Here is a 14166-nt window from a genome sequence, read left to right as displayed (position 1 = left end):
TTTTATTTTTTATGAGTTAACGGAATAGTTTTATATATCGTGTAAAAATATGGTAATATAATAAATAAGGCATATAAAATAAATAATGTAATTATTTATCTGAATGCATCTAAGGAGGGAAAAATGAAAAAGTTTTTTTCTAAATTACAAATGATAGGTAGAGCATTGATGCTACCAGTATCAGTTCTTCCAGCAGCAGGTATACTTTTAAGACTTGGATATCCAGATCTTTTAAATAACCAGTATATATTAAAGGCAGGAGATTCAATATTTGCTAATTTACCTATGATATTTGCAGTAGGAGTTGCTATAGGACTTTCAAAGGGAGAAGGGGCAGCAGCCCTTGCAGCTGTGGTAGGAGAATTTATGTTAGAAGGTATATTTAAAGTTGCAAGCTCTAATATAGTATCAGATATGGCAGGAAGGGCAGCAAGAGCAAAAAATATGCCAATGGATGTTTTTATGAAGACAGATGCCTATAAAAGTATACTTTCAAATTATGAATTAACTATGGGTGTATTTGGAGGTATACTTATAGGGTTTATAGCAGCTGTTTTATATAATAGATACAATAATATAAAATTACCTCAAATAGTAGGTTTCTTTGGAGGAAAAAGATTTGTAATATTATTAACTTCAGTAGTATCTTTAGCTATAGGAGGAATAGCTGTTCATATATGGCCGGCTATACAAGTTCAAATAAACATATTAGCTTATAAAGCCTCAGAGTCTATTTTAGGACCTGCTTTTTATGCAGCTGGTAAAAGAGCTTTGATACCACTAGGTCTTCATCATATGTACTATCCTGTATTCTTATACCAATTTGGAAATTTTGTGGATAGTAGTGGTGTGCAATACTTTGGGGATTTTGCTAGATATTTTCATGGTGATCCAACAGCAGGAGTTTTTATGGCTTCAGAGTTTCCAATTTTAATGTTTGGACTTCCAGGAGCAGCACTAGCAATTACATTAGCAGCTAAATCTAAAAATAGAAAAAAGGTTGCAGGAATAATGCTTTCAGCATCTTTAGTTGCTTTTTTTACAGGAATTACAGAACCTATAGAATTTGCATTTATTTTTGTGGCTCCAGTATTATTTTTATTTCATGTAGCAGCTGCATTTACATCTGGAATAGTTACTAGTGTATTAAATATAAGGCTAGGATATACTTTTTCAGCATCTTTTATAGATTATATATTAGGATATAAATTTTCTGAAAATGGAATATTAATGATATTTGTAGGGATAGCTTATTTCTTTTTATACTTTTTAGTTTTTTATTTGGTAATAAGGTATAAAAATATAAAAACAATAGGAAGAGAAGATGAAGATCAATATAGAGAAGTAAAAAAAGTAAATAAAACTGATATAGCAGAAATAATTTTAGAATCTATAGGTGGAAAATCTAATATAGTAAATCTAGATTCTTGTATAACAAGACTTAGAATAGAATTAAAAGATAAAAGTAAATTTAATAAGGAACTGTTAAATAATTCAGAAAGAAATCTTGGTATTTTAGAAACAGCAGATATAATACAAATAATACTTGGTACTGATGCAGAAAATATAAAAAATAAAATAGATACTATACTAAAGAAAGATTTATATAAAGATGAGAGATTACCATATATGAATGAAAGTTATGAAAATATAAAGGATAGGGGAAATAAGATTTTAGTAAGTAATCCTATAAGAGGAGAAATAATTCCTTTAGAAAAAGTACCAGATGAAGTATTTGCTGAAAAGATGTTAGGAGAAGGTTTTGCAATAAAACCTAAATCTGGTAAAGTATATTCTCCTATAAATGGTAAAGTGAAATTTTTATTTCCTAGTAATCATGCAATAGCCATAGAAACAGAAGAAGGATTAGAATTTTTGATACATGTAGGAATAGATACGGTAAAACTTGATGGAAAGGGGTTTGAAGCACTAGTTAATAAAGGAGATGATATAAAAAGGAATCAACTTATTTTAAAATTTAATATGAAATTTATTAAAGAAAAAGGATTAAGTGTTTTATCACCAGTAATAGTAACCAATCTAGATGATTTTTCTAGAATTAAAATAAAGTTTGGATATAAAAGAGAAAAAGAGGTAGTAGCACTAATAGATGAAAGTTAATTTCTATTAGTATCTACATAATTAATAAAAAATTACGAATATATTAAAAAAGGGCTATTATAAATTTAAGTTTTTTAGGTATAAATATTTTAAGTAATTGTCGTTAGAAGGAAAAGGGGGACACTATGGAAACAAAATATACATCTTCTAATTTAAAAAAATGTATAGAAAAAGCATGTAAAGAATTAAAGACTACTGAGGAGTGCTTAAACTATAAAGTTATAGAAGAGAAAAAAGGGTTTTTTTCAAAAAAAATTACTATAAAAGTTCAATTGAAAAAAGAAAACAATATTGATACTAATGAAATTAATGAATCTAAAAAAGATAGTGAACAAAAAGAAGAAAATAAAATTAGTAAATTAAAGGATAAAGATGGAACAATTAAAGTGGAAGAGAATAAGATAATAGTAAAAAATCCTAAAGAAGAAGGTAACCCAGCAATTGTTACTCCAAGTGATAAAATGAAAATTTTAATAGATGGAGAAGAAATTAAATCCAAAACGGCTATATATGAAGAAAATGAAGTTGAAATAGAATTTGAAGAAGAAGAAGCTAAGAGACATTTAGACATTACTTTAAAAGATAATAATATGAAAGCTTTTATATCTATAAAATATGAACCTAAAATTACTTATAAACTAGAAAATTCAGAAGAAGTTAATAAACTAATTTTGAAAGAAAAAATTGTAGAAAAGGTATATCCTCCTAAGTATACAAGCAGTGAAATAAAAGGAGAATTGGGGAAAAAAGGTATAATATATGGTATAATAGATAAAAATATACAAATATGTGAAAAAAATAATTGTGATGATATTTTAATTGCTGAAGGCAGTGAAGCCGTAGAAGGTATAAATGATAAAATAGACATAAAATTTAAAACTGATAGAGAAAGTTTGAAACTTCAAGAAGATAAAGAAGGAAATGTTGATTTTAAAAGTATAGGTTCTATAGAATCAGTGAAAATAGGAGATGTTATAGCAGAAAGAGTACCAGGCAAAGCTGGGAAAGACGGTAAAGATGTAAAAGGAAAGATAAAAAAGCATACTCCTTGTAAAAAGCTCATATTAAAAACTGGACAAGGGGTAACTTTAAAAGGTGAAAATACGATTATTGCAACTATAGAAGGAAAGCCATGTATTAAGTCTAATGTGTTTTATGTTTATAAAGTTCACGAAATAAAAGGTGATGTGGATTTAAATACTGGAAATATAAAATTTATTGGTGATGTAATTGTATTTGGAACTGTTAAAGAAGGAATGAAAATAGAGGCAGGAAACTCTATAGATATTCAAAAAAATGTAGAAAGATCTAAATTAAAATCAAAAGGAAATATAAATATAAAAGGAAATATTATAGCTTCAGAAGTTAATGGCGGAGGAGAAGATATAATAAAACTTAAAGTTTTGGAAAATTTAGCTCAACTTAAAAAAATCCTTTTGAGTTTAATGAAAGCAGTAGAAGAAATAAAAAGATTTAACATACTAGGTGAAGATAAAAAAGATGGAGAAATAATTAAAGCTTTAATAGAAAACAAATTTAAAACTTTAACTAAGACCTGTATATCTTTAATGACAAATATAAATATAGAAAGAAGAAATGGCGATAAAGAAAATGAGCTTGTAGGTTTTATAAGAAAAAAATTATTAGGTATAAGTCCTGTAAATATAAAATATTATGGTGAATTAGATGAAATAGTGAAAGCCTGTGAAGAAGAAGAAGATTATTATAAACAAAATTTAAATTTACCTGTAAATATAAATTTGAGTTATTGTCAAGATTCAACTGTAGAGAGTACTGGGAATATATATGTAACAGGAAAAGGTGAATATGTTTCAACCCTTGTGTCTAATGACTCAATATATTTTTCAAATAAAGAAAGTGTAGCTCGTGGAGGATGCATAAAGGCTAAAAATGAAATAAAATGTAGTAAAGTTGGAAGCAGCGCTGGAGTTTCTACAAGGATAGAAGTATCAAGAAAGGGTCATATATATACAGATCTTGCTTACCAAAATACTTTGTTTGTGGTAGGTGGAATGGAATACTTATTAGAGGCTCCAAGCAAAGATATACATGCATATTTAAATAGCAAGGGAGAGCTGTTTGTAGATAAATTTAAATTATAGGAGGCAATTTAAATGGAAAATAAAGAAGCAAAAGTATTGATATTTAGTATTAATGATGAATACTATGCAGCAGATATAATGGAAGTTGAAAGAATACTTGGATATGAAGAGCCCACAAAATTACCGGATGCACCAAGTTTTGTTGAAGGAGTTATAAACTATCAAGGTAAAATACTTCCAGTCATTTCTTTATCAAAAAAATTTAATTTAGGTGAAAGTAAGTATAAAAATGATAGAAAGATTATAGTAGCAAAAGAACAAAATAATAATATAGGTATAATAGTAGACGTTGTATCTGAAGTTAAGGATATAAAATTAGACAGCATAGAAGAAGCACCAGAAATTGTAGCAGGTATATCAAGAAGATATATAAGAGGATTAATAAAAATAGAAGACAAAATAATCATATTTTTAAATTTATCAACTATACTTACAGAGGAAGAAAAAACAATGATATAGTTGAAGGAGCATAAGTTATGAATGTAAAGGAAATTAAAGTTGGAATAGCAGATTTAAATGTGGCAAATTCGCCAGATAAAATAATGACCGTAGGACTTGGTTCTTGCATAGGCATAGCTTTATATGATAGAGCAAAATGTATTGGTGGTCTTGCACATATAATGCTTCCAGATAGTACTCAGTTTAATAAAGTTTCTAACCCGTTAAAATTTGCAGATTTAGCAATACCAGTTTTGGTAGAAAAAATGGAGAAATTAGGAGCAAGGAAATTAAACATGAAAGCTAAAATTGTTGGGGGAGCATCTATGTTTAAGTTCTCAGACAAAAACATGTCTATGGATATAGGTGGAAGAAATGGCAAAGCAGTTAGAAAGAAGCTAAAAGAAATGAGTATTCCTATAATAGCAGAAGAAGTAGGGGGAAATAAAGGTAGAACAATGATATTAAGTACTAGTGATGGGGTAGTTAATATAAGAACTGTAGGTGTAGGAATAAAAGAAATTTAGTTTTTATTGGAGTGATATTGTTTTGAAAAAAATAAAAGTTTTAGTAGTAGATGATTCTGCATTAATGAGAAAAATAATTTCTGATATGATTGATGAAGAAAGCACAATGGAAGTAATAGCTACAGCAAGAAATGGTGAAGATCTTTTAAAAAAATTAGAAAAAATTGATATTGAACCAGATGTTATAACCTTAGATGTAGAAATGCCTAAAATGGATGGAATAGAAGCCTTGTGTGCTCTTAAAAAGAAGAATAAAGATATACCTGTTATAATGCTTAGCAGTTTATCAAAATCGGGAGCAGGATTAACTATGGAATGTTTAGAAAAAGGTGCCTTTGATTTTGTACCTAAGCCATCTGGAGCTATATCACTTGACATAGGTAAAGTAAAAGAAGAGTTAATAAAAAAAATTAAATTAGCTTCAAGGCGAAATAATAGTAATAGTACTATTAAAAAACAATCTAAAGTAGAATCAAATAAGAAAAATAAAGAGAGTTTTAATATAAAAGATTATAAAAAAAATAATATAGAAGCGATAGTTATAGGGGCGTCTACAGGAGGACCAAAGGCTTTATATAAAGTAATAACTAAATTTCCTAAAGTTATGAATATGCCTATATTTGTAGTGCAACATATGCCTAAAAGTTTTACTAAAGCTTTTGCAGATAGATTAAATTCAAATAGTAAAATTCATGTTGTAGAAGCGGAGGATGGACAAACTATTTCTAATGATGTGGTTTATGTAGCACCTGGTGGTTTTCATATGGAAATAGGAAAAGATAGAAAGATACATTTAAATACAAATCCGCCAATATGGGGAGTAAGACCTGCTGTAGATAAATTATTTAAGACAGCTTCAAATATATATGGCTCTAAATTATTAAGTGTAGTGCTTACTGGTATGGGCAAAGATGGTTCAGAAGGAACTGCTTATATAAAAGATAATGGAGGCATTACAATATCAGAAGATAAATCTACTTGTACTATATATGGAATGCCAAAAGCTGCTTTTGAAACGGGAAAAGTAGATATGGTTATACCACTTAATGAAATTACTGATACCATAATGAATATAATAAGGAGCTGAATATAGTAATGGATTTGCATTATTTTCAAGATTGGGTTTTAAAAGAATTTGGAATAAATTTAAAAGCATATAAACAAAACCAACTTCAAAGAAGAATATTAAGTTTAATGTCTAGAGTAGGGGTTAATTCAGTAGAAGAGTATATAAAACTTTTAAAAAAAGAACCTCATCAAAGAAAAAAGTTTCTAGATTTTATAACTATAAATGTATCTGAGTTTTTTAGAAATCCTGAAATATTTGATGATTTAGAAAAAAAGCTAGAAAATGAATTGTTTAAAGAGGGAAAAAGATCTGTTAAAATATGGAGTGCAGCATGTTCTATAGGAGCAGAACCCTATTCTTTAGCTATAATATTAGATGAACTAGCTCATGGAATGAATCATAAAATAATAGCAACAGATATAGATTCTACAATAATTGAAAGAGCGAAAAAAGGAGAATATACAAATTCTGAAATAAAAAATATAAAAAATTCAAGACTGCAGAAATATTTTAAAAAAATGGACGATAAATACTATATAGAGCAAAAGATAAAAAATATGGTAACTTTTAAAAAACATGATTTAATATTAGATAACTACGATAAGGGTTTTGACCTTATAGTGTGTAGAAATGTTGTAATATATTTTAATCAAGATGTTAAAGAAGATATATACAAAAAGTTTAGAGATTCACTTAAACCAAATGGACTTTTGTTTGTAGGAGCAACTGAAAGCATATATAACTATAAAGACTATGGATTTGAAAAAGTCTCTACTTTCATATATAGAAAACTCTAAGGGGAGGATAGTAAGTATGGATACATCACAATATATGTCAATGTTTTTAGAAGAATCGATGGATAACTTGCAAACTCTAAATGAATCATTACTTGAGCTTGAACAAGAACCAGATAACGTTGATAAACTAAACGAAATATTTAGAGTTGCTCATACTATAAAAGGTATGGCAGCTACTATGGGATTTAATCAGATGGCAGAACTTACCCATAAGATGGAAGATGTGCTTTCCGATTTTAGAGAAGGAGATTTAAAAGTAACTCAAGATATAGTTACTGTTTTATTTAAATGCCTAGATACTCTAGAACAGATGGTAGACAATATAGAAGAAGATTTAGATGAAGAAGTTCCTATAGATGATATAATGAAGGAACTTGAAAAAATTGCAAATGGAGATTCTGATGCTCCAGAACAATCAAATCAAAATGATAAAGAAGAAAAAATAGAAAATAAGGATATAGAGGGAAAAGTTAATTCCAAAATACCTTTAAATGAATATGATGTAAATGTAATAAAACAAGCAGAGGATAGAGGATTTTCAACTTATGAAATAACAGTTTTACTAAGTGAAACTACTCTTTTAAAATCTGCAAGAGCTTTTCTTATATTTAAAAGTTTAGAGGAAAATGGTGAGATAATAAAATCTATACCTTCTGCTGAAGATATAGAAAATGAAAATTTTGATTTTGAAATACAGCTAGTATATATTTCTACTAAACAAAAAGAAGAAATTTATAATATTTTAGAAAATATATCTGAAGTAGAAAAAGTAATAGTCGATAATGTAGATGTACAGGTTGAAAAAAAGGCTAAAATAGAAGAATCAAAAGTAAAAGAAGAAATTCAGGAACAAATAATAAAACAAAAAGGTAAAGAAGAAAAAAAGAAAGAAGTTAAAAAGGAAGTAAAAAAACCTAAAGGTTCTAAAAATAAAGAAACACATCATAAGAAAGCTCATCAATCTGTAAGAGTTGATTTAGAAAGATTAGATAAGTTTATGAATATGGTGTCTGAACTTGTTATTCATAGAACAAGATTAGAACAAATAAGTTCTAATTATAAATTAGCAGATTTAAATGAAACTTTGGAACAAGTAGCAAGAACTACCTCAGATCTTCAAGATCTAGTTATGAAAATTAGAATGCTTCCTTTAGATGTAGTATTCAATAGGTTCCCAAGAATGGTAAGAGATTTATCAGTAGAGCTTGATAAGGATATGGAACTTATAGTAAAAGGTTCTGATACTGAACTTGATAGAACAGTTATAGATGAAATAGGAGAACCTTTAATTCATTTAATTAGAAATGCTGCAGACCATGGAATTGAACCAAAAGAAGAAAGAGCTAAAAGTGGTAAAGATCCTATGGGAAAAATAAGTTTAATAGCTTATCAAGAAGGAACAAAGGCTATTATAAAAGTGCAAGATGATGGCTTTGGAATACCTGTTGAAAAGGTAAAAGAAAAAGCAGAAAAAATGGGTATAAGCACAGAAGGAATGAGTGACAACGATATAAGAAATCTTATATTTGCCCAAGGATTTAGCACCAATGAAAAAGTTACAGATATATCCGGCAGAGGGGTAGGAATGGATGTAGTAAAAACTAAAATTAGTGCTTTAGGAGGAACTGTAGATTTATTAAGTGAAGAAGGCAAAGGGTCTACATTTATGATAACTCTTCCTTTAACACTTCAAATAATACAGGCATTATTAGTCAAAATAGGAACAGAGACTATGGCTATTTCTCTAGGATATATAGATAGGGTAATAGACTATAAAGAAGATTTAATAAAAAAGACTAATAATAAAGAAGTTATAATATATAGAGGTAATGTAATTCCTATAGTTAGATTAAATGAAAGATTAGGATTAGAATCAGGAAAAGAAGATAAAAAATATATAGTAATAGTTAAAGTAGGAGAAAAAGCTGTAGGACTTTTAGTTGATGGATTATTTGGTCAAAAAGAAATAGTTATAAAACCTTTTGGAAAAACACTTCAAGGGTTAAAAGAATATATTGGAGCTACTATATTAGGAGACGGACTAGTAACACTTATATTAGATGTTGCTGCGTTAGTATAAAAGGTAGGGGGTGCTAAGAAGATGAGCTACGAGGAGTTAACACCTCTTCAATTAGATGCATTAAAAGAAGTAGGTAATATTGGGACAGGTAATTCAGCTACAGCATTGTCACAACTTTTATCAAAAAAAGTTGACATGACTGTACCTTCCATAAATATAGTACCTTTCGAAGAGATAATGTCAAATATAGGAGAGGAAGAAATAGTAGTAGCAGTGCTTGTAAGAGTATTAGGTGATACTCCTGGAAATATATTGTTTGTATTTGATAAAAATACAGCGTCAGATTTAGTTTATAGATTAACTGGAGAAAAACAAGATCATTTAAGTGAGATGGGAAATTCAGCTATGTGTGAAGTAGGTAATATAATATCTACTTCATATATGAATGCAATAGCTAAGTTTACTAATTTAGTTATAACACCATCAGTTCCAGCAGTCACATACGACATGTTAGGAGCAATACTATCTACCACATTTATAGAGTCAGGACAATTTGATGAATATGTTTTAGATATAGAAACATTGTTTAAAGAAGATGGATCAGAAATAAGTGGGCATTTTTATTACATACCAATGCCCGGATCATTAGAAAAAATATTAAGTACATTAGGAGTAAATTAATTCTGGAGGGAATAAAAAGATGGCAAAAGTATTAATTGTTGATGATGCTGCGTTTATGAGAATGATGATAAAGGATATACTAGAAAAAAATGGATTTGAAGTAGTAGGAGAAGCTAATAATGGATTAAAAGCTGTAGAGCTTTATAAAAAAGAAAGTCCAGATGTAGTAACTATGGATATAACTATGCCGGATATGGATGGTATAGAAGCAGTGAAAGCTATAAGAGAGTTTGACCCAGGAGCTAAAATAATTATGTGTAGTGCTATGGGACAGCAAACTATGGTAATGGATGCTATAAAAGCAGGAGCAAAAGATTTTATAGTAAAACCATTCCAACCAGATAGAGTAATGGAAGCTGTTAAAAAAGTAATAGGTTAATGATATAAGATGCATTAGGAGAATAACTATTCACCTAATGCATTAGGCACATTAAAAAAATAAATAAGCCAGTATGCTAGTCTATTTTGTAAACTACTTTTTCCTTAGAACCTACTAATAGCAAAACTATTAGTAAAACCTAAGTCATTGTATTTTACAAAATATTCGTCGCATCTTTGACTTATTATTTATTTTAATATGCCTACCTAACTTTTAAAATTTGAAAGGAGGCAGTTTTCGTGCAAGTAGTTATATTTAAATTGAATAATGAGCAATTTGCAGTTCAAACTGATAAAGTTCAAACAATAACAGATGGTATGAAAATTACAAGTGTGCCAAAAGCACCTGATTATATAAAAGGTCTTATAAATTTAAGAGGTAATGTGATTTCACTTTTGGATATAAATTTACTATTAAATATACCAAAAACTGAAGAAGAAAAAGATAACGTAATAATAATTGAAATAGAAGACGAATTAGTAGGTATATGTGTAGATGAAGTAGATGAAGTTTTGGATATAGATGAAAACATTATAGAAAAATCAACAGATGAAAATAGAAAAGAGTATGTACAAGGCATTATAAATTTTAAAGACAGAATAGTAACTCTTATAGATATTGATAAACTTTTTTAAATCTGTGAAAAAGAAATGAGGGAAATAAATGGCTGAGATATTATCCCAGAGTGAGATAGATACGCTGTTATCCGCATTATCAACTGGTGAAATTACACCAGATGAAGTGCCAAAGGAAGAGGAAAAGCAAAAGGTAAAACCTTATGATTTTAGAAGGCCTCAAAAGTTTTCAAAAGATCATATAAGAACATTAGAACTTATACATGATAATTATGCTAGAATAATATCTAATTATTTAACGGCTCAAGTTAGAAATAACGTAAAAGTAAAAATTGAGTCAGTTGAGCAGATAACTTATGAAGAATTTATTCACTCTGTACCAAATCCAACAATTTTAACATTATTTAAAATGCCACCTTTAAGCGGTTCTATATTATTTGAAACAAACCCTCAATTTGCATTCCAGATAGTAGATGTATTGTTAGGTGGCAATGGGTCTGGTAAGTATAAAGTGAGGGAATTTACAGACATAGATAAAAATATAATGAAACAGGTAAACGGCGCATTAATAGCTAATTTAAGATTAGCTTGGGAAGATGTTATGGAAGTTGAACCAGAAATAGAAGCTTTGGAAACCAATCCAGCGTTAAACCAAACTTTGGCACCAAATGAACCGGTAGCTCTTATAACATTTTCAGTAGAAATGGGAAAGAATAATACATTTATAAATATTTGTATACCATATTTAAGTATAGAAAAAGTTTTAGATAAATTAGTTGTTCAATATTGGTTTAGAGAAAATGATGAAGGAATACTACAAGATTCAAAACTTAAACTAAAAGAAAGAATGAATGTAGTTAACATGGATCTTACTGTAGAACTTGGAAAAACACTTCTAACAGTGGATGATTTCTTAAAACTATCCCTAGGAGATGTAATTACTTTAAATTCAAAAATTGATGAGCCTGTGAGACTTCTGGTAGAAGGAGAACCTTATTATACTGGTAAACCAGGAACAGTAGGCAAAAACATTGGGGTACAGATATTAGATCAAATAGATAAGGATGTGGAGAATTATGAGTAATGAGTTTCTTTCACAAGAAGAAATAAATGCGCTTTTAAACGGAGAGGCAAATACAGAATCTGAAGGAAACACAGAAAAAGAAGAAAACACAGAAGAACATAATGATTTGCCTGATTTAACTGATCTTGAAAAAGATTTGTTAGGTGAAGTTGGAAATATATCAATGGGTTCAGCATCTACTGCACTTTCAACTATAATAAATCAGCAGGTTAATATTACCACACCAGTAGTTACAGTTACTAATTTACAAGTTTTAAAAAATTCCTTTGAAGTTCCAAACATTGCTTTGGAAGTTAAATATACTAGTGGAATAGTTGGAGAAAATTTATTAGTAATGAAAGTTACTGATGCAGCTGTTATATCTAATCTTATGATGGGTGGAAATGGTAAGCCAGAAGAGGAAATTAAAGAGTTATCTGAAATAGAAATAAGTGCTGTTTCAGAAGCCATGAACCAAATGATAGGATCTGCTGCAACTTCAATGGCAACTATGTTTGCAAGAGAAGTTAATATATCACCACCACTTTCAAAGGTTTGGACAGATTTAACTCAACCTTTAGCAGAAGGAATAAGTGATGAAGAACCTATAGCTAAGGTTTCATTTTCACTTAAAATAGGAGATTTAGTAGATAGTACTATAATGCAGCTTCTTCCAATTGATACAGCTAAAAAAATAGTTTCAATTATGATGGGAGAAGATAATGGAAAAGTTCCACCTACTAATGAGCAAAATAATGTCACAGAAAATGGGAAGTCGGAAACTATGAAAGATAATAGTAAGAGTGTAAATAATGGTTCATCTAGTGAACCAATATATGAAAAACCAATAGAAGCACCAAGACAACCTAAAGTAGAAGTAAGTAGCGCATCTTTTGCTCCTCTTAATACAGAAAGCAGAAAAACTGCAGATATGCCAAATAATATAGATTTAATATTAGATGTGCCATTAGAAATATCCGTAGTTTTAGGAAGAACAAAGATGAACGTAAAAGATATATTAAACTTAGGAACTGGATCTTTGATAGAATTAGATAAATTAGCAGAAGAGCCAGTTGAAATACAGGTAAATGGTAAAAAAGTTGCCTATGGAGAAGTAGTTGTTGTAGATGAAAACTTCGGAGTTAGGATTACCAGTATAGTTAGTAACGAAGAAAGAATAAAATCTTTATCTAAATAAGAATTTTAAGTAAAAAATTTTAGGCTGTTGATATATGTTATTGTCAACAGCTTTTTAAGTATATGAAAATAATATTAAATTCTATAAAAATCTCCTTTAAAATTTTCAGTTTTGTATATTTTTTTAAATTAAATTAATTTTATAATTAAAGTAGTAAAATGGAGCCACAGGGAGTATAAAAAAAATAATTTAGTTTTATTAAAAGGTATAAACCTTGACAGCTGTATTTCGATAATAATAGTGAATGTAAATTGAATTTAACATCATTTATTAATATAGAGATAAAGATTGCAAGTAAAATTGTAGTTTGATTATATAAATATAAAATATACTTATTTGATTTTAAGATATTGTATTAGAATTTATTTTGGGAGTGTATAATATGAAAATCAATGGAACTAGTGGCGTAAAATCTATAAAAGATTATAATAATAATACAGAAGTTTTTTATAAAAAGAAGAAAATTGAAAAAGCAGAAGATAGTATACAAATATCTACCATAGGTAAAAATCTAACAATATATTCTGTTGAAGAAAAATTTATAAATTCTAATGATAGAGTTTGTAAGATAAAAAAGCAAATAGAAGAAGGGAATTATAGAATTGATTCAAAGTCAATTGCTAAGAAAATATTAGAATCCATGAAGGAGAAAAGCTTATGAAAAATGAACTAAGACAAATCTTAAAAGACGAATTAAGTATATCTAAAGACCTCTTAACTGCACTAGAAAATCAGCACGAATTTTTAGCTAATAAAAAAGCTTTTGAACTAGATAAAATAGCAAGGGATATAGAATCTATAAGTAAAGAAATAGCTAAATGTGAAATTGAAAGAAGAAAAATAGTAAAAGATAGAAAAATGAGTGATGTTTTAAAAGAAATAAATGACAATGAAATAGATAAAATTTATAAAGAATGTTTAAATATCTTAAGAGAAGTAAAGCTACAGAAGGATACAAATGAAATACTTATAAAACAAGGCTTATCTTTAACAACCAATATGCTTAATATTTTAAATCCAGATAAATCACCTAAAACATATTCATCATATTCATCTTACAAAAGAAGATAAGGCGCATTTTTGACTTAGTATTTATTTTAATGTGCCTAAAAAGAAACTATAAGCAATAGACATGTAAGAAATTAAAGTTTCAATGTCTTTGCTTTTTTATTTTA

14 protein-coding genes are annotated in these 14166 nt (G+C 28.3%); all 14 read left to right on the top strand.

The genetic code is table 11. The annotated features are described in order from the left end of the window. Positions 1-123: 123 nt before the first annotated feature. Entirely contained in the window at positions 124-2121 is a 1998-nt protein-coding gene (locus ABDZ71_RS17345; RefSeq protein WP_343763676.1) for a glucose PTS transporter subunit IIA, read from the top strand. 125 nt (positions 2122-2246) lie between these two features. Further along, on the top strand, positions 2247-4244 hold the full coding sequence (locus ABDZ71_RS17340; protein WP_343763674.1) for a flagellar assembly protein A: 1998 nt from the start codon (positions 2247-2249) through the stop codon (positions 4242-4244). Between the two features lie 12 nt (positions 4245-4256). Continuing rightward, a complete protein-coding gene (locus ABDZ71_RS17335; protein ID WP_343763672.1) occupies positions 4257-4703 on the top strand; it encodes a chemotaxis protein CheW in 447 nt (148 codons plus the stop codon). Between the two features lie 17 nt (positions 4704-4720). Next, entirely contained in the window at positions 4721-5209 is a 489-nt protein-coding gene (locus ABDZ71_RS17330) for a chemotaxis protein CheD (protein ID WP_343763671.1), read from the top strand. Positions 5210-5231: 22 nt separating this feature from the next. After that, positions 5232-6296 (top strand): protein-glutamate methylesterase/protein-glutamine glutaminase, encoded by a 1065-nt coding sequence (locus tag ABDZ71_RS17325; protein WP_343763669.1) that lies wholly within the window; start codon positions 5232-5234, stop codon positions 6294-6296. A gap of 8 nt (positions 6297-6304) precedes the next feature. After that, positions 6305-7075 (top strand): CheR family methyltransferase, encoded by a 771-nt coding sequence (locus ABDZ71_RS17320; protein WP_343763668.1) that lies wholly within the window; start codon positions 6305-6307, stop codon positions 7073-7075. A 16-nt stretch (positions 7076-7091) separates the two neighbouring features. After that, positions 7092-9155 (top strand): chemotaxis protein CheW, encoded by a 2064-nt coding sequence (locus ABDZ71_RS17315; RefSeq protein WP_343763667.1) that lies wholly within the window; start codon positions 7092-7094, stop codon positions 9153-9155. A 21-nt stretch (positions 9156-9176) separates the two neighbouring features. Next, positions 9177-9776: a chemotaxis protein CheC gene (locus ABDZ71_RS17310; protein WP_343763665.1), complete on the top strand. Its 600-nt coding sequence runs from the start codon at positions 9177-9179 to the stop codon at positions 9774-9776. 19 nt (positions 9777-9795) lie between these two features. Next, positions 9796-10155 carry a response regulator gene (locus ABDZ71_RS17305; RefSeq protein ID WP_343763664.1) on the top strand — a complete coding sequence of 120 codons (360 nt, stop codon included), beginning with the start codon at positions 9796-9798 and terminating at the stop codon, positions 10153-10155. 239 nt (positions 10156-10394) lie between these two features. Beyond that, positions 10395-10790: a chemotaxis protein CheW gene (locus ABDZ71_RS17300; protein ID WP_343763662.1), complete on the top strand. Its 396-nt coding sequence runs from the start codon at positions 10395-10397 to the stop codon at positions 10788-10790. A 28-nt stretch (positions 10791-10818) separates the two neighbouring features. Further along, a complete protein-coding gene (gene fliM / locus ABDZ71_RS17295; protein WP_343763660.1) occupies positions 10819-11814 on the top strand; it encodes a flagellar motor switch protein FliM in 996 nt (331 codons plus the stop codon). After that, positions 11807-12991, top strand: a complete 1185-nt coding sequence (gene fliY, locus ABDZ71_RS17290; RefSeq protein ID WP_343763658.1) for a flagellar motor switch phosphatase FliY — start codon at positions 11807-11809, stop codon at positions 12989-12991. The genes fliM and fliY overlap by 8 nt, the downstream gene beginning before the upstream one ends. 382 nt (positions 12992-13373) lie before the next feature. After that, a complete protein-coding gene (locus tag ABDZ71_RS17285; RefSeq protein WP_343763657.1) occupies positions 13374-13652 on the top strand; it encodes a flagellar biosynthesis anti-sigma factor FlgM in 279 nt (92 codons plus the stop codon). Beyond that, positions 13649-14062, top strand: a complete 414-nt coding sequence (locus ABDZ71_RS17280; RefSeq protein WP_343763655.1) for a flagellar protein FlgN — start codon at positions 13649-13651, stop codon at positions 14060-14062. Before ABDZ71_RS17285 ends, ABDZ71_RS17280 begins: the two co-directional genes overlap by 4 nt. The last annotated feature ends 104 nt before the right edge of the window (positions 14063-14166 follow it).

The sequence above is a fragment of the Clostridium oceanicum genome (genome assembly GCF_039521385.1).
Classification (GTDB): domain Bacteria; phylum Bacillota; class Clostridia; order Clostridiales; family Clostridiaceae; genus Clostridium_F; species Clostridium_F oceanicum.
This window is presented reverse-complemented; position numbering and strand designations above follow the sequence as displayed.